The sequence below is a fragment of the Parasphingopyxis algicola genome, assembly GCF_013378075.1.
GTDB lineage: Bacteria > Pseudomonadota > Alphaproteobacteria > Sphingomonadales > Sphingomonadaceae > Parasphingopyxis > Parasphingopyxis algicola.
This window is the reverse complement of sequence record NZ_CP051131.1, coordinates 3,552,650-3,568,993: the sequence shown is the minus strand read 5'-3', so window position 1 is coordinate 3,568,993 and position 16,344 is coordinate 3,552,650. Positions and strand designations below refer to the sequence as shown.

Below are 16,344 nucleotides of genomic sequence, written 5' to 3'. Positions count from 1 at the left end.
ATAGATAAGACAAAGGAGACCTCCAATGGATTTCACCCTTTCCGACCGCGAGACCCATTTCCGCGATCGCGTCCGCGATTTCATCGAAGCCGAAGTCCGGCCGCGCGTCGCCGACTATGAAGCCGAATTTCCCGCCGACAATCGCTGGGGTACGAGCGAGGTGCTCGAGGAACTGAAAGCGAAGGCCAAGGCCAAGGGCCTCTGGAACTTCTTCATGCCGCCCCATTCCGGCCAGCAGCATGTCGACGACACGTTCGAGTTCGAGGGCGAGCAGCTGACCAACCTCGAGTACGCCCTGTGCGCCGAGGAGATGGGCCGGGTCGGCATCGCCTCGGAATGTTTCAACTGTTCCGCGCCCGATACCGGCAATATGGAGGTCTTCCACCGCTACGGTACGCTTGAGCAGAAAGAACAATGGCTCCGCCCGCTGATGAACGGCGAGATTCGCTCGGCCTTCCTCATGACCGAACCGCAGGTCGCCTCTTCCGACGCCACCAACATCGAAACCCGGATCGAGCGCGATGGCGACGACTATGTCATCAACGGCCGCAAATGGTGGTCGTCCGGACTCGGCGATCCGCGCTGCAAAATCGCGATCGTGATGGGCAAGACCGATTTCGAAGCCAATCGCCACCAGCAGCAATCGCAGATTCTGATGCCGACCGACGCCGACGGTGTGAACATCATCCGCCACCTGCCGGTCTTCGGCTATGACGATGCGCCGCACGGCCATATGGAGGTCGAACTCAAGGACGTGCGCGTCCCCGCGACGAACCTCCTGCTCGGCGAAGGCCGCGGCTTCGAGATCGCCCAGGGCCGTCTGGGCCCGGGCCGCATTCATCACTGCATGCGCACGATCGGCGTTGCCGAAGTGGCGCTGGAAAAAATGTGCAAGCGGCTCCAGTCGCGCGTCGCCTTCGGCAAAACGATCTCCGATCACAGCATCTGGGAATGGCGTGTCGCGCAGGCCCGGATCGATATCGAGATGAACCGTCTGCTCTGCCTCAAGGCCGCCGATATGATGGACCGGGCCGGCAACAAGACGGCGCGCAACGAGATCGCGATGATCAAGGTCTCGGCGCCGACCATGGCGCTGCGCATCATCGACGATGCGATCCAGGCCTTTGGCGGTGCCGGCGTCACCACCGACCCCGGCCTCGCCCGCGCCTATGCGAGCCAGCGGACGCTGCGTCTTGCGGACGGCCCGGACGAAGTCCATGCGCGTGCCATCGCCCGCTGGGAATTCGGCCGCCATGCGCCGACCGAAGACGACGGTGCGATCTCCAGCGGCGATATCGGCGTCACGCGCTAGGCATTTGCCCCCTTTCCCCTGAAGGAGAGAGGGCTTCAGAAACGCAAAGAGGAATAAAATGAAAGCTGCCCTACTTACCGAACCCGGCAAGCCGATGGAGATCGCGGAGGTCGATATCGACGATCCCGGTCCGCGCGAGGTACGGATCAAGACCGCCGCGGTCGGCCTGTGCCGGTCGGACCTCCATTTTCTCGACGGCGTCTATCCCTATCCGCTGCCCACGGTTCTCGGCCATGAAGCGGCGGGCGTCGTGACGGCCGTCGGCAGCGAGGTCCGGCATGTCGCGCCGGGCGATCATGTCGTGACCTTTCTCGCACCGGCTTGCGGCACGTGCGGGCTGTGCCAGAACGGCCAGCACACGCTGTGCCAGGACAGTTCGTTGCAGCGGCCCGAGCACGCGTCTCCGCGGCTGTCGCTCAACGGCGAGCCGATGGTGCAATTTCTCAACCTGTCGGGCTTCGCCGAGGAAATGCTCGTCCACGAAAACGCCTGCGTCGCGATCGACAAGGAGATGCCGATGGACCGGGCGGCGCTGATCGGCTGTTCGGTGATCACCGGATCGGGCTCGATCTTCAACGCCTGCGGCCTCAGGCCGGGCGAGACCGTCGCCGTGATCGGCGCGGGCGGCATCGGCCTGTCGGCGATCAACTCGGCGAAGATAGCGGGCGCCGGGGATATCATCGCCGTCGATCCGGTCGAATCGAAACGCGAACTCGCGACGAAGATGGGCGCGACCAAGACGTTCGATGCCTCGCAAGAAGACGTTGTCGAGCAGGTGATCGAAGCGACAGGTGGCGGTGTCGACTATGCGGTCGAATGCGTCGGCCGCACCGATACGACGCAGACCGCCTGGAAGGTCGTCCGGCGCGGCGGCAAGGCCGTCGTCGTCGGCATGATCCCGCCCGGCGAGATGGTAGAGATCCACGGGCCCGAATTCCTCCAGGGCAAGTCGATCATGGGCTCCTTGATGGGGTCGGGCCATTTCATGCGCGATATGCCGCGGCTCGTCGCCTTCTATCTCGACGGCCGGCTCGATCTCGACACGGTGATCGCCGAACGGATCACGCTCGAGCAGATCAATGACGGGTTCGACAAGCTGCGCGGCGGCGATGCGGCGCGCTCGGTCATCGTGTTCGATTAAAATCACCATCCCGTCATGCTGAACTCGTTTCAGCATCCACTCATCCTCTTGCGACGTAGGCGCGTGTTGAAAAGTGGATCCTGAAACGAGTTCAGGATGACGACAGAAAAGAAGACAACACCTATGCAAACTGCCGATGCCGACAGCCTGGGCTTCGTTCCCGAACGCTTGGATTACATCCCGGCCTTTCTGAGGGAGCGCTATATCGCGAGCGGAAAACTCAAGAATTTCCAGCTGACGATCGGGCGCGGCGATGACGTCGCGCTGTTCGCCTCGGACGGCATCGCGCGCGCGGATGGTACGCCGCTCGCCGACGACCAGCTGTTCCGCATCGCTTCGATGACCAAGCCCATCACCTCGATCGCCTTCATGCAGCTGGTCGAACGGGGCAAGGTCGCGCTCGACGATCCGGTCCATCGCATACTGCCCGAGTTCAAGGATATCGGGGTTTATGCGGGCGGCGGCGGGCAGCTCCCCTTCGTCACCCGGCCGACCGATGCGCCCATGCGGATGGTCGACCTGCTCCGCCACACCTCGGGGCTGACCTACGCCTTCCAGAACCGCTCCAATGTCGATCTCGCCTATCGCGAGCGGAAGCTCGAAAACTGGCACGGCAATCACGATCTCGACAGCTTTATCGCCGAACTCGGTATCCTGCCGCTCGAATTCTCGCCTGGCACCGCTTGGAACTATTCGGTGTCGACCGACGTGCTCGGCGCGGTGGTGCAGCGTGTTTCGGGACAATCGCTCGACGCCTATTTCGCCGAGCATATCTTCGCGCCGCTCGGCATGGCGGACACGTTCTTCACCGTGCCGGGGGACAAGACGGACCGGCTCGGCGATTGCTGGGCCTGGACGCCCAAGGAACCGGTAATGTTCGACCGCGCCGAAAAGAGCCTCTGGTCGAAACCGCCCAAGCTGCTGTCCGGCGGCGGCGGGCTGGTATCGACGAGCGCCGATTATCACCGCTTCTGCAGGATGCTGCTCGGCAAGGGCACGCTGAGCGATGCGCGGATCGTCGGCCGCAAGACGATCGCGCTGATGACGCAGAACCACCTGCCCGGCGGCCAGGACCTGACCGACATGTCGCAGGCGCTGTTCAGCGAGGCGCAGAATGCGGGCACCGGCTTCGGCCTCGGCTTCGCGGTGACCGACGATGTCGCGCGCACGATGATCCCGGGTTCCAAGGGCGAATTCTACTGGGGCGGCATGTATTCGACCGCCTTTTTCGTCGACCCGGTCGAGGATCTGACCATGGTTTTCATGACCCAGCTCCAGCCCTCGAACATCTATCCGATCCGCCGCGAGCTGAAGACGCTCATCTATTCGGCGCTCGCCTGACCGGCCGTCCCTCTTTGAATCGTCTCCCGCTTCGCACTGGCAAAGACGCGACGGGACGGGTAGATTCACAATCCAGTCAATCGGGGAGTCTTATGAGAGCGCATCGTCACGCCATTTCGCTATTCGCCGCCGCATTGTTGGCCACCGCCTGCTCCTCGCCGGATACGGATGGCGCGGACCGGGCGACCGCTGCGGAAAACACCGCCGAGGAGGACCGCCTGGCGGTCGAAAACGCGGTGCGCAGCGCCTATGAGGACGAAGGCGCCGAAGTAACGGCCATCTCCATGGCGCTCAGCCCCGACGGGTCGCGCTATGAAGGCCGGGCGACGGTCCGCGATCCGGAAAGCGGGACGGAGATGGCGGTCGATTGCCGCTACACGACCGATGTGACGGGCGCCCCCAGGCTCAATTGCGACCGGGTGACCGACGACGGCGAGTAGGCGCCGCCCGTGCCATCTCTTTATGTCCCCGCAGCGACGCGCTAGCCTGCGGGCGAGAGCGGGGCTGCCATGGTCGATATCTTCATTTCCTATTCGCGCGACAATCAGCGCGACGTCCGGCGGCTCGCGGAAAAATGCCGAGCGCTCGGCTATTCGGTCTGGTGGGACGAAGAGCTGCCGCCGCACAAATCCTATGGCGACGTCATCACCGAGAAGATCGGCATGGCCAAAGCCGCGATCGTCGTCTGGTCGAAAACCGCCGTCGCGTCGGAATGGGTGCGGGCCGAGGCGGATATCGCCCGCAATCAGAAGAAACTTATCCAGAGCGCGCTCGACGAGACGCCGCCGCCCCTACCCTTCAACCAGATCCAGTTCGTCATGCTCGACGATTGGCGGGGCGAGGACGATCATACCGGCTGGCGCAAGATCCGGGAGAGCCTGTTCGAGCTGTGCGGACCGCCCGGCGACGGCGCGGCCGCGGCAGAGCCCGGCCATGCAATGCCGAGCACGCCGCCAGAGCCCGAGCCCGAATGGGCGGAGGAGGAATGGCCGGAGGAAGAGTGGCAGGAACGGAAGAAAACGCTGCCGCTGATTGCCGGTATCGGGGCAGTCGTTGCCGTCATCGCGATCGCACTGTTCCTGCGGCTGCCGGGCGGCGATGAGACGATCATCGACGACGATGCCGAAGAGGTGGTTGCCGAGGAAGCGGTCGAGGAGGAATTTCCGATCGACGCCGTTATCAACGACAGCGACGGCTTCACCTATATGCGCAACGCCCCGGCGCGCGGCGCGGCCGTGCTCCGCAGCGTACCCGATGGAGAAGTCTTCTCGACGCGGGAGCAGATCGCGGACTGGTGGGAGATCCAGACCGCGGACGGCACGCGCGGCTACATGCATGAATCGCGGATTCGCATTCTCGGCGAGGACGAAGAGGTAGCCGATAACTCGCGTCTGGAGACCAGCGCCGAGGACGCTGCGCGGGCACAGGCCGAAGCGCTGAACGACATCACGGCGGCGATGCAGGGCGTCAGCGATGCGATCGAATCGGGCGGCAATTCCCAGGACTAGCCGCGCAAAATCGGTGTCTTCAGTTTAGCCCAGCTTTAGCTGATCCCGCAGTTCGCGCTTCAGAACTTTTCCAATCGCGCTGCGCGGCAGTTCGTCGACGATATGCACGGCGGCGAGCCGCTGGGTCTTGCCGAGCTTGGCGTTCGCCCATTCCCGGATCGCCTCGGCATCGCTCGGGCCGACGACCACGCCGACCGGCGTCTCGCCCCAATCCTCGCTAGGGACGCCGATCACCGCGACCTCCTCGACCTCCGGATGCTCGACAACAACCGCTTCCAGGTCACTGGGATAGATGTTGAATCCGCCCGAAATGATCATGTCCTTGCGGCGATCCATCAGGGTCAGGAACCCGTCCGCGTCAAACCGCCCGACATCGCCGGTGCGGATGAAGCGATTGCCTTCCCCATCATACCATTCGGTCTCGCGCGTCTGCTCGGGGCGGTTCTTGTATCCCTTCATCATCGTGCCCGAACGGCCGACGATTTCGCCGATCTCGCCCTGCGGCACTTCCTTGCCGTCTTCGCCGATCAGGCGGATTTCGTGGCCCGGCATGGGCTGGCCGACCGTATGCAGCTTGTCGGGGAATTCATGGGCGCGCAGCGCGCAGCTCCCCCCGCCTTCGGTCATGCCGTAGAATTCGACGAGCCCGCCAGGCCAGCGTTTGAGGATGTCCGCCTTCAGCTCCGCCGCGAACGGCGCGCTGGTGCAGAATTTCATTAGATAGGCGGAAAGGTCGTAACTGTCGAAATCGGGGTCCTCCATCAGCCGCTTGTACTGGACGGGTACGAGCATCGCCGTCGTCACCTTCTCGCGCTCGCTGAGCTCGAGAAACTCTTTCGTCCTGAATTTCTGCATCAGCACCGCCTTCCCGCCATTGCCGATGCACGGCAGGAAGGTAACGAGCGTGGTGTTCGAATAGAGCGGCGTCGAGAGGATCGCCGAGGCGGCGGGCGTGAAGATCAGGCCGCCAAAGGCCGTAATCTGCCGCCAGCGCATCTGGTGCGAGTGCACGATGCCCTTGGGCGTACCCGTCGTGCCGCTCGAATAGATGATGTTGAAGCCCTGTTCGGGGTCGATCTCCACGGGCTCCGGCTTCGTGCCGGCCTCGGGCAGCCAGGCCTCGAACGCCGCATCGTCGTCGAGCGCAACACGGGTTGCGCCCTCCGGCAACGTCATCGCATCCATGATCGCCCGATCGGCGAAGAACAGGCGCGCGCCGCAATCCTCGACCATCAACCGCAACGCCTCGGGCGTCGCGCTTTGCGCGAGCGGCGCGACGGTGCCGCCGGCGCGCAGGATGCCGAGCCAGAGCACCGCATAGGCCCAGCCGTTGAGCCCGCAGATCGAGACCGCCTCGCCCGATCGCACGCCGGCGCGCTGCAGCCCGGCGGCGGTCCGGTCGCCATAGGTATCGAACTCGGCGAAACTTAGCCGCCTGTCACCCGCGACGATCACGATATCGTCCGGCCGTTCGGCCGCATGGGCATGGATCACGTCGGCGAAGGACGCGAATTCACTTTGCAGCATCTCGGCGGCGGTCGTCATATCCTCTCCTCACACGTCATTCCGGATCAAGTCCGGAATGACGATCTTGGCCGCCTTGTTTACTGGTGGTCGAGCATCCCGAGCACGCGCTTGGAGATGATGTTGTTCTGGATCTCCGTCGAGCCGCCATAGATGGTGACCGCGCGGTTCCAGAGCCAGGTGCGGGTCGTCTTAAGCTCTTCCTCGTTGAAGCCCTCGCCTTCCCAGCCAAGACCCTGCATGCCCATCACCTCGACCATCAGATCGGTGCGTTCCTGGGCGAGCCTGGCGCCGACATTCTTCAAGACCGAACTGGTCGCGCTCGGGCCGCCCTGTTCGCGCGCCTCGCGCTGGGCGCGGCCGACGGTGCCCATGAAATTGCGCACCGACATCTCGTGCTTGATCACCTTCAGGCGCAATTCCCTGTCGGCGATCTCGCCGTCGTCCGTGACCTCGACATATTGCTTGGCGTGATCGGCCAGCGAACGCATCATCGCGCGCGCCCCGCCGCCGCCGATGCCCGCGCGCTCGAACTGCAACAACCGCTTGCCGATCGTCCAGCCCTTGCCTTCCTCGCCGACACGATTTTCCTTCGGCACCTTCACATCGGTGAAAAAAGTCTCGCAGAACGGCGAAAGGCCCGAAATCATCTTGATCGGTCGGCGTTCGACGCCCGGCTGGTCCATATCGACGATCAGGAAGGTGATGCCGTCATGCTTGGTCGATTTGTCCGTCCGGAACAGGCCGAAGCAGAAGTCCGCCCATTGGCCGCCCGACTGCCAGGTCTTCTGGCCGTTGATCACATAATGATCGCCCTTGTCCTCGGCAAAGCTCTGCACATTGGCGAGATCGGACCCGGCGCCCGGCTCCGAATAGCCCTGGCAGCCGCGCAGCGAACCGTCGGACAGTGGCGGCAGCCATTTCCGCTTCTGCTCCTCGGTGCCATACTCCATCAGCGTCGGCGCGAACATGCCGACGGCCAGGCCGCCGATCGGGTTATAGGCCCCGATCTTGCGCATCTCGTCTTCGAGGATCGCGGCTTCCTTGGACGACAGCCCCGCGCCGCCATATTCCTTCGGCCAGGTCGGCGTACCGAAACCGCGCTCGCCGAGCGCCTTGCGCCATTTGACCATGTCCGGCGACATGTCGGTCGGCCCGTCGACCATGCCCATCGGATTGTGGCGCCCCTTCAACGCGGGATCGAAATTGTCCGCGAGCCAGTCGCGCACCTCCGTGCGAAAGGTTTCCTGATCGGCCATCGCGACTCTCCTGAAAATGCGCTGCTTTACGTTCACGTCAATTGTCGGCGAAATGACGGGCAAGGTCAAGAGAAGGCTGCCGGTTCAGCCTGCGTTAGTCCGCGCTCGGCGATAATGGCGCAAACCGGCCGGACAGCCTTTATCGGGTGACGCGGACGGGCCAAACGGCTAGGCCTTTGGCAACAAAGTATTTGTTCGGGGGAGTAGCATGTTCAAGATCGCCAAGCTGATGGCGCCATTTGCGGCCATGACCATTCTGGCGGCCTGCGGCAGCGGGACGGAACCGAGCGAAAGGGGCGCCGCGCCGATGATCGGCGGGACCAGCATCTATGCGACGGACGAAGGGCAGGACAGACACAGCTACGCCCAACCGCTCGAAGCGCGCGTCATCCATGTGTCGCTCGACCTCAACGCCGATTTCGACGAGCAGCGGATGGTCGGAACGGCCACGCTCGACCTCGACGTGGCCGAGGACGGGGAAGAGGTGGTGCTCGACAGCAAGGGGCTGGAAATCCGCGAGGTCGTCAATGGCTCCGGCGAAGCGCTGCGCTGGGAGATGGGCGCGGATAGCGGCGATGTGCACGGCGCGCCGCTGACCATCGCGCTCGATGGCGCCGAACAGGTCACGATCACCTATGCGTCGGCTCCCGGCGCATCGGCGCTGCAATGGCTCTCTCCGGAACAGACGGCCGGCGGCGAAGATCCGTTCCTGTTCAGCCAGGGCCAGGCGATCCTCAATCGGACCTGGATTCCGACCCAGGACAGCCCCGGCATCCGCCAGAGCTGGGATGCGCGGATCACGGTGCCCGAAGGGCTCCGCGCGGTGATGAGCGCGGAGATGCTGACGCCCGAAGGCGAACCGGTCGACGGCGAACCCGGGCGCCGCGCCTATCGCTTCCGCATGGCCGATCCGGTCGCGCCCTATCTGATCGCGATCGCGATCGGCGATCTCGCCTTCCAGGAACTGGGCGAGCGCAGCGGGGTCTATGCCGAGCCGTCCATGCTGTCGGCGGCGGCGAGCGAATTTGAGGATCTGGAAGAGATGATCGCCGCGGCCGAGGAGCTCTATGGCGAATATCGCTGGGGCCGGTACGACCTGCTCGTCCTGCCGCCGTCCTTCCCCTTTGGGGGCATGGAAAATCCCCGCCTCACCTTCGTCACGCCGACGATCCTCGCGGGCGACAAGTCGCTCGTCAGCCTGATCGCACACGAGCTCGCGCACAGTTGGTCGGGCAATCTCGTCACCAATGCGAGCTGGGACGATTTCTGGCTCAACGAGGGGTTCACCGTCTATTTCGAAAACCGGATCATGGAGGCCGTCTACGGCACCGAACAGGCGGCGATGCTCGCCGATCTCGGCTGGGCCGACATGATGGCGGATGTCGAGGATCTGGGCGGGCTGACCTCGCCCGACACCCGGCTGCATCTCGATCTCGAAGGCCGCGATCCCGACGACGGGATGACCAATATCGCCTATGAAAAGGGCGCGGTATTCCTGCGCACGGTCGAGGAGACGGTCGGCCGCGCGCGCTTCGATGCCTGGCTGCGCGACTATTTCGACCGCAACGCCTTCCGCCCGCAGACCAGCGCCGGGCTGATCGCGGATATGGACGCCAATCTGTTCCAGGGCGAGGAAGCCGCGCAGATCGGGCTCGATCAGTGGATTTACGAACCCGGGCTTCCCGAGAACGCGGTGCACGTCCAGTCGAACCGCTTTCGCGCGGTCGACCAGGCGATCGCGAACTTCACCGACAGCGGGGAAGTCGCCGTGATCAACTGGCCCGAATGGACCACCCAGGAACGCCTGCGTTTCCTGGACGGCCTGCCGCGCGAGCTGGACGAGGAACGCCTCGAGGCGCTGGAATCCACCTTCGACCTCAACGACGCGCGCAACAGCGAGATCCGCTTCGCCTGGCTCAAGCTCGCCATCGCCAACCGCTATGACGATGCGCGGGATTCGGTCGAGGACTTCCTGCTCGGCATGGGCCGGCGCAAATTCGTCGCGCCCCTGTTCGAGGCGCTGATGGCCGAGGGCGACTGGGGCCGCCCCTTCGCCCGGCGAATCTACGGCGAGGCGCGGCCACGTTACCATTCGGTAACCACGAACACCGTCGATGAAACGGTCGGTATGTCCGACGGATAGGAAAGGTTCCGCGATCCAGCGTCGACTTCCCACCGTCTATCGCTTTGCGCTTCCCTGACGGCGGGTTTCGGGGAATGCGAAATCCGCAATTCGCATAAATCGCCTTTCGGGGGTCGCATATGTTTCCGGGTCGTTTACGGGCTTTTCCGAGCCTGCTCGCTGTCGCCTTGCTCGTTTTCACCATCGCCGCGCCGGCCGACGCCCGCGATCCGCGCTGGCAGTGCGTCACCTATGCGCGCAGCGTGTCGGACATCGAAATCCGCGGCAACGCCCATACCTGGTGGGCCTCGGCTGAAGGCCGGTACGAGCGCGGCAGCATGCCCGAAGCGGGCTCCGTCATGGTCCTGCAGCCCCACGGCCGGATGCGGCTCGGCCATGTCGCGATGGTCCGCGAAATCGTCAACGACCGCCAGATCCGGCTGAACCATGCCAACTGGTCGCGCCGCGGCATGGTCGAGAGCGATGTGCTCGCGGAGGATGTCTCCCCGAACAATGACTGGAGCGTCGTGAAGGTCTGGCATACGCCGACCGGCCAGCTCGGCATCACCAACTATCCGGTCTACGGCTTCATCTATCCCGAAGCCGCCGAGCCCGCCGAACCGGAGGTCCAGATCGCGGCTACCGAAACCGATGCCAACCGGGCGCTGCTCGCCAGCTATGAGCCCGGCGCAGGCGACCGCATCGGCCAGCTGATCGAGGATCTCGACTGATCCGCGCTGTCGGCGCGCGCGTCGGTTCGCACGCAACATTATTGCGATAAGTTTACATAGTATACACACAGGCTTGCCGGATTTGCGCGCGTCTTTTCGGGCGTCCGGAGCTGCCTGGGCCTATCGCCAGGCCAGTAGGCCCGGCATTGTCCTACATTGCAAGCCCTAGCGCGCGGCGCGCAGCTGGATAAAGGCGGAGGACACCCAGCCGCTGTTGCACGGCCCGTCATATTGGCGGCGCGAGGGCACCGGCGCCGAGACACCGCAGGTGCCGCTCAATTCCCCGCTGTCCGTATAGACGACCGCCAGCCAGCTCTGGTCGTGGCTGCGGTTGCAGACGAACACATTGTCGCCGTTGGTGATCGTGTCGATCCGCGCCGCCCGGTCGAACGGCGCCGCGCGAACGGGGAGAACCCCGTCTCCGCTGACCGAACGCACCTGGCCGGTCGCCTGGCACGCAGCGAAACGCGGCCCGAACTGGCCGACCACGACCGGCTGCACGAGTTCGTCCGAATTGGTGACTTCGCCGCGATTGAGCGGGGCGGTCCCCGACCCGCTGGTCTGCTCGACATCCGGATTACAGGCGGTGAGCGCCAGGGCGCCCGTTGCGATCGCTAGAACCAATCTGTGCTTCACAGAACCTCCAAATACGGCCTGTCCCGGAGATAGGGATTTGGTCGACCGGGTCAATCGCCGCCGTGTGCCCATCCCAGGCGTTAACGCCGACAGCTTCCGCATTCCGAGCAAGAAAACTATTTTCCCATAAGGCGTTGACGATGTTCGCGATTCATTTATCGCGCGAGAACCATCCCCAAGCTTATGGTAACGGACATGACACGATTTCTTACTTCGACCGCTTGCCTGATATCCTTGGCGGCATGCGGCGGCGGGAGCGGCACTCCCGCACCGCCTCCGCCGCCGGCCAACAATGCGCCGACAATCACGTCGGCGGCCACCGCCCAAGTCGCGGAAAACGATCAGATCAACTATCAGGCCCAAGCCAACGATGCAGATGGCGACGCAGTGACCTTGTCGATATCGGGCGGCGCCGATGCAAGCCTCTTCTCAATGGATGCCGCGGGCAATTTGCGTTTCAACAGTCCGCCCGATTTCGAACTGCCGACCGACGCCAATCGGGACAACGTCTATCGCGTGAACATCGCCGCGAACGACGGCCAGGCGTCCGGCACGCTCAACCTCTCGATCACCGTCACCAACGACCGCGAGGGAATTGCGGTGCGGCGAATAGCGACGGGATTCGACGAACCGACCTTCGCCGAGTTGATCCCGGGTTCATCCGAACTCTTCGTGACGGAAAGGGGCGGACGGATATTCAGGTTGGATCCGTCCAGCGGACAACGCACGCTATACCGTACGGTAACCAATATCTCGACCGCCGGCGAAGGCGGGCTTCTCGGTATTGCCGCCGATCCAGGCTTTTCGACGAACGACACCGTCCATGTCTTTGTCGTCGACCAAGGTGGCTCGATCAATATTCGCTCGCTCTTCGGCACGGGCAGCGATTTCGAGACCAAAATGACAATCGCGCATCCCAACTTTACCAACCATTATGGAGGCTGGATCGATTTCGGCCCTGACGACTATCTCTATATATCGACTGGCGACGGCGGGGGCTCGGGCGACCCTGACGACAATGCGCAAGATCCGAATTCGCTATTGGGCAAGATATTGCGAATTGAAGTCGTGCCATGTGCGACCTGCGGTGCTTCCGTCCAGCCAATTTACAGGATCCCACCGGATAATCCGTTCGCCTCTGGCGGCGGTAGGGGAGAAATATATGCGCTCGGGCTCCGTAATCCCTTCCGCGCCTCCTTCCTCGACGATGATATATTGGTCGGCGATGTCGGGCAGGACAGTTTCGAAGAGGTAAACCGTTTTTCGACAGATGATGACGGCGGCATCAATTTCGGCTGGCCGTTCCGCGAAGGCAGCGCCAGTTTTCGCGGCACGCCGCCGGACGACCTGGCCGACCCGGTTACCGAATATCCCAATGGCGACGGTCCGCGCGAAGGTGCCTCGGTGATCGGCGGCGTGGTCTATGATGGAGCTATCGCGGACTTGTTCGGCAAATACATCTTCGCCGATTTCGTCAGCGGTAATATCTGGTCGGTCCCGATCGGTTCGCTGGACGACGACATGATCCTGCCCTCGAGCGAATATGAACGGCGCAACGCGGATTTCGAACCCGATGCCGGTAGTATCGACCAAATCGTCGCCCTTGTCCGCAGCGATGCCGGCGATGTCTATATCGTCGACTTCGACGGCGACATCTTTGTCGTAGAGCCAGCCTGACAGACCGGAACTAGCCTAGGCCACCTCCGCTTTCCGCGCATCCTTCTTCCGCTTATGCGGATCGAGATGGCGTTTGCCTTTCTCCGCCCGTAACCGGGATCGACTTGGCAGCGTATAACAGGAACGACCCCTACAGTCGGATCCCGTTCGCTCGTCCTGAAAGGCTGCTCTTGCTCATCGTACTCCTCGCTTCGACCGCCCTGTTTCTCGCCTTCAGCAATGGCGCCAACGATAATTTCAAGGGCTTCGCGACCGTTTGGGGATCGGCATCACTCAGCTATCGCAAGGCGCTGATCCTCGCCACGGGCGCGACGATCCTCGGCGGCCTGGCATCGGTGCTGATCGCGGATACCCTGGTCCAGCAATTTTCCGGCAAGGGACTGGTGCCCGATGCGCTGGCAAGCACGCCCGCTTTTGCGCTGGCGGTCGGCGGCGGCGCCGCGTTCACCGTAATGCTGGCGACGCGGCTCGGCTTTCCGGTCTCGACGACCCATGCGCTGGTCGGCGGACTGATCGGCGCGGGGCTGGCAAACAGTGCCGGCGCGATCGATTTCGGCAATCTCGGATCGAAATTCGTCTTTCCGCTTCTCGTCAGTCCGTTTCTTTCCGCGTTCATGGCCTTTGCCGCCTATCTGATCCTCAAACATGTGCGGCCAAGACCTTCGGAAAGCGAATGTATCTGTCTCATGGACGGCAGGCCGCTGAACGCGGGAGATGTCGGCTCGGTGGCCAGGGTGGATATGGCCTGCCGGGCGCCGCATCTGGTTATGGCCTCGGACGAGGCTTGCGATCAGGCGGGCCGGCCGATCGCGCGCGCGTCCGTCGGCAGGCTACTCGACGGCCTCCACCTGTTCTCCGCCAGCACGATCTGTTTCGCGCGCGGGGTCAACGATGCGCCCAAGCTCGCCGCGCTGCTGATCGCCGCCAATCTCTTCAGCGGCACCGCGGCGGCTGTCGCCGGCACCGCGGCCATGGCGCTCGGCGGCTGGCTATTGTCGCGGCGCGTGGCCGAAACGATGAGCCTGAAGATCAATCACCTCGACACGACCCAGGGCATCTCGGCGAACCTTATCACGGCGACGCTGGTCCTGTTCGCGAGCCGGATCGGCGTCCCGGTCTCGACCACGCACGTATCGGTGGGCTCGATCATCGGCACCGGCGCGGCGGGCGGTACGCTCGACCTGTCGGTCGTGCGCAACGTCCTGCTGTCCTGGGTCGCGACCCTGCCGATCGCGGCGGGGATCGCCTTCGGTCTCGGGCTGCTCGCCTAGGCCGCCTCCGCCTTGCGAGATTCCTTCTTGCGGACATGCGGGTCCAGATGGCGCTTCCTGATGCGGATCGCCTTGGGCGTCACCTCGACCAGTTCGTCATTCTGGATATAGGCGATCGCCTGTTCCAGCGTCATCCGGCGCGGCGGGGTCAGGCGGATGGCGTCGTCCTTGCCCGATGAGCGGATGTTCGTGAGCTGCTTCGTTTTGGTCGGGTTGACCTCGAGATCCTGCGGCTTGGAATTCTCGCCGATCACCATACCCTGATACAAAGCCTCGCCGGGCGACACGAACATGATACCACGATCCTCGAGCGTGTTCAGCGAATAGGCAATCGCCTGACCCTGCTCCATCGAGATCAGCACGCCAACGGGACGGCCCTCGATATTGCCTTTGTACGGCCCGTATTTCTCATAGACCCGATTCATGATCCCGGTGCCGCGCGTGTCGGACAGGAATTCGCCATGATAGCCGATCAGGCCGCGCGACGGCGCGGAGAAGGTGATCCGTGTCTTGCCGCCGCCCGAAGGCGACATATCGGTCATCTCGGCCTTGCGCAGCGCCATCTTCTCGACGACCGTACCGGAGAATTCATCGTCGACATCGACCACAACGGTTTCATAAGGCTCTTCGCGGCCATCCGGGCCATCGCGGAAGAGAACGCGCGGGCGCGAAATGGACAGCTCGAACCCCTCGCGCCGCATCGTTTCGATCAGCACACCGAGCTGAAGCTCGCCGCGTCCGGCCACCTCGAACGCATCCTTCTCGGCGCTCTCGCTGATCTTGATCGCGACATTGCCCTCGGCTTCCTTCTCCAGCCGTTCGCGGATGACGCGCGATTGCACCTTGTCGCCGTCCTTGCCGGCGAACGGGCTGTCATTGACCGCGAAGGTCATGGCAAGCGTCGGCGGATCGATCGGCTGCGCATCGATCGGCGTCTCGACCTCGATCGAACAGATGGTGTTGGAGACGGTCGCATCGGTGAGGCCGGCAATCGCGACGATATCGCCCGCTTTCGCGGATTCTACAGAAACCCGTTCAAGCCCTTCGAAAGCCAAGATTTTCGTCGCGCGCCCGCTCTCGACGACCTTGCCCTCGGCATCGATCGCCTTGATCGGCATGTTCATTTCCAGCCGGCCGGATTCGATCCGCCCGGTCAGCACGCGCCCCATGAAATTGTCGCGATCGAGCAGCGTTGCGAGCATCCTGAACTCGCCGTCCGGATCGGCGTCGGGCGCCGGAACATGCTCGACGATCGTTTCGAACAGCGGCGTCAGATCGCCGTCGCGCACCGTATCCTCGCGACCGGCGTAACCGGAACGGCCGCTCGCATAGAGGGTCGGGAAATCGAGCTGCTCGTCATTGGCGTCCAATGCGAGGAACAGCTCGAAACATTCGTCGAGCACCTCGGCGGGCCGCGCATCGGGCCGGTCGATCTTGTTGACGACGACGATCGGCCTGAGGCCGAGCGCCAGCGCCTTGCCGGTGACGAACTTGGTCTGCGGCATCGGGCCCTCGGCGGCGTCGACGAGCAGGATCACACCGTCGACCATCGAAAGGATGCGCTCGACCTCGGCGCCGAAATCGGCGTGGCCGGGCGTGTCGACGATATTGATGTGATGATCGTTCCACTCGACGCTCGTGCATTTGGCGAGGATCGTGATCCCGCGCTCCTTTTCGAGCTCGTTCGAATCCATCGCCCGCTCCTCTACGCGCTCATTCTCGCGAAAGGTGCCGGACTGGCGGAAAAGCTCGTCGACCAGCGTCGTCTTGCCGTGATCGACGTGAGCAATGATGGCCACGTTGCGAAGGCCCATAGGAATTC

At 63.5% G+C, this 16,344-nt stretch carries 13 protein-coding genes; 9 read left to right on the top strand and 4 right to left on the bottom strand.

The features are described from left to right. The first annotated feature begins 25 nt into the window (after positions 1-25). The 5 genes from HFP57_RS17385 (at position 26) to HFP57_RS17365 (ending at position 5,302) form a co-directional block, all read left to right on the top strand. On the top strand, positions 26-1,312 hold the full coding sequence (locus tag HFP57_RS17385) for an acyl-CoA dehydrogenase family protein (RefSeq protein WP_176870979.1): 1,287 nt from the start codon (positions 26-28) through the stop codon (positions 1,310-1,312). A 58-nt stretch (positions 1,313-1,370) separates the two neighbouring features. Next, positions 1,371-2,453 (top strand): Zn-dependent alcohol dehydrogenase, encoded by a 1,083-nt coding sequence (locus HFP57_RS17380; protein ID WP_176870978.1) that lies wholly within the window; start codon positions 1,371-1,373, stop codon positions 2,451-2,453. Between the two features lie 123 nt (positions 2,454-2,576). Continuing rightward, a complete protein-coding gene (locus HFP57_RS17375) occupies positions 2,577-3,794 on the top strand; it encodes a serine hydrolase domain-containing protein (protein ID WP_176870977.1) in 1,218 nt (405 codons plus the stop codon). Positions 3,795-3,886: 92 nt separating this feature from the next. After that, complete coding sequence (locus HFP57_RS17370) at positions 3,887-4,234, top strand: hypothetical protein (RefSeq protein ID WP_176870976.1); 348 nt, start codon at positions 3,887-3,889, stop codon at positions 4,232-4,234. A 69-nt stretch (positions 4,235-4,303) separates the two neighbouring features. Continuing rightward, the gene (locus HFP57_RS17365) at positions 4,304-5,302 is read left to right on the top strand and encodes a TIR domain-containing protein (protein ID WP_176870975.1); all 999 of its coding nucleotides are present in this window, start codon (positions 4,304-4,306) and stop codon (positions 5,300-5,302) included. A 24-nt stretch (positions 5,303-5,326) separates the two neighbouring features. Here HFP57_RS17365 and HFP57_RS17360 read toward each other — a convergent pair whose 3' ends face one another. Together HFP57_RS17360 and HFP57_RS17355 are read right to left on the bottom strand one after the other, a co-directional pair. Beyond that, the gene (locus HFP57_RS17360; protein WP_176870974.1) at positions 5,327-6,847 is read right to left on the bottom strand and encodes a class I adenylate-forming enzyme family protein; all 1,521 of its coding nucleotides are present in this window, start codon (positions 6,845-6,847) and stop codon (positions 5,327-5,329) included. 59 nt (positions 6,848-6,906) lie between these two features. Continuing rightward, positions 6,907-8,085: an acyl-CoA dehydrogenase family protein gene (locus tag HFP57_RS17355; RefSeq protein WP_176870973.1), complete on the bottom strand. Its 1,179-nt coding sequence runs from the start codon at positions 8,083-8,085 to the stop codon at positions 6,907-6,909. 208 nt (positions 8,086-8,293) lie between these two features. On the opposite strand from HFP57_RS17355, the gene HFP57_RS17350 reads away from it, so the two are divergent. Together HFP57_RS17350 and HFP57_RS17345 are read left to right on the top strand one after the other, a co-directional pair. Next, positions 8,294-10,228, top strand: coding sequence for a M1 family metallopeptidase (locus HFP57_RS17350; protein WP_246263222.1), 1,935 nt, complete (start codon positions 8,294-8,296; stop codon positions 10,226-10,228). A gap of 119 nt (positions 10,229-10,347) precedes the next feature. Then, on the top strand, positions 10,348-10,938 hold the full coding sequence (locus HFP57_RS17345; protein WP_176870972.1) for a CHAP domain-containing protein: 591 nt from the start codon (positions 10,348-10,350) through the stop codon (positions 10,936-10,938). 165 nt (positions 10,939-11,103) lie between these two features. Here the strand turns inward: HFP57_RS17345 and HFP57_RS17340 are convergent, their stop codons facing one another. Continuing rightward, complete coding sequence (locus HFP57_RS17340) at positions 11,104-11,562, bottom strand: hypothetical protein (RefSeq protein WP_176870971.1); 459 nt, start codon at positions 11,560-11,562, stop codon at positions 11,104-11,106. Positions 11,563-11,769: 207 nt separating this feature from the next. On the opposite strand from HFP57_RS17340, the gene HFP57_RS17335 reads away from it, so the two are divergent. Together HFP57_RS17335 and HFP57_RS17330 are read left to right on the top strand one after the other, a co-directional pair. Continuing rightward, a complete protein-coding gene (locus HFP57_RS17335) occupies positions 11,770-13,251 on the top strand; it encodes a PQQ-dependent sugar dehydrogenase (protein ID WP_176870970.1) in 1,482 nt (493 codons plus the stop codon). A 170-nt stretch (positions 13,252-13,421) separates the two neighbouring features. Next, positions 13,422-14,522, top strand: coding sequence for an inorganic phosphate transporter (locus tag HFP57_RS17330; RefSeq protein WP_176870969.1), 1,101 nt, complete (start codon positions 13,422-13,424; stop codon positions 14,520-14,522). Here HFP57_RS17330 and typA read toward each other — a convergent pair. Continuing rightward, positions 14,519-16,336 (bottom strand): translational GTPase TypA, encoded by a 1,818-nt coding sequence (typA, locus tag HFP57_RS17325; RefSeq protein WP_176870968.1) that lies wholly within the window; start codon positions 16,334-16,336, stop codon positions 14,519-14,521. The genes HFP57_RS17330 and typA overlap by 4 nt on opposite strands. Positions 16,337-16,344: the final 8 nt, after the last annotated feature.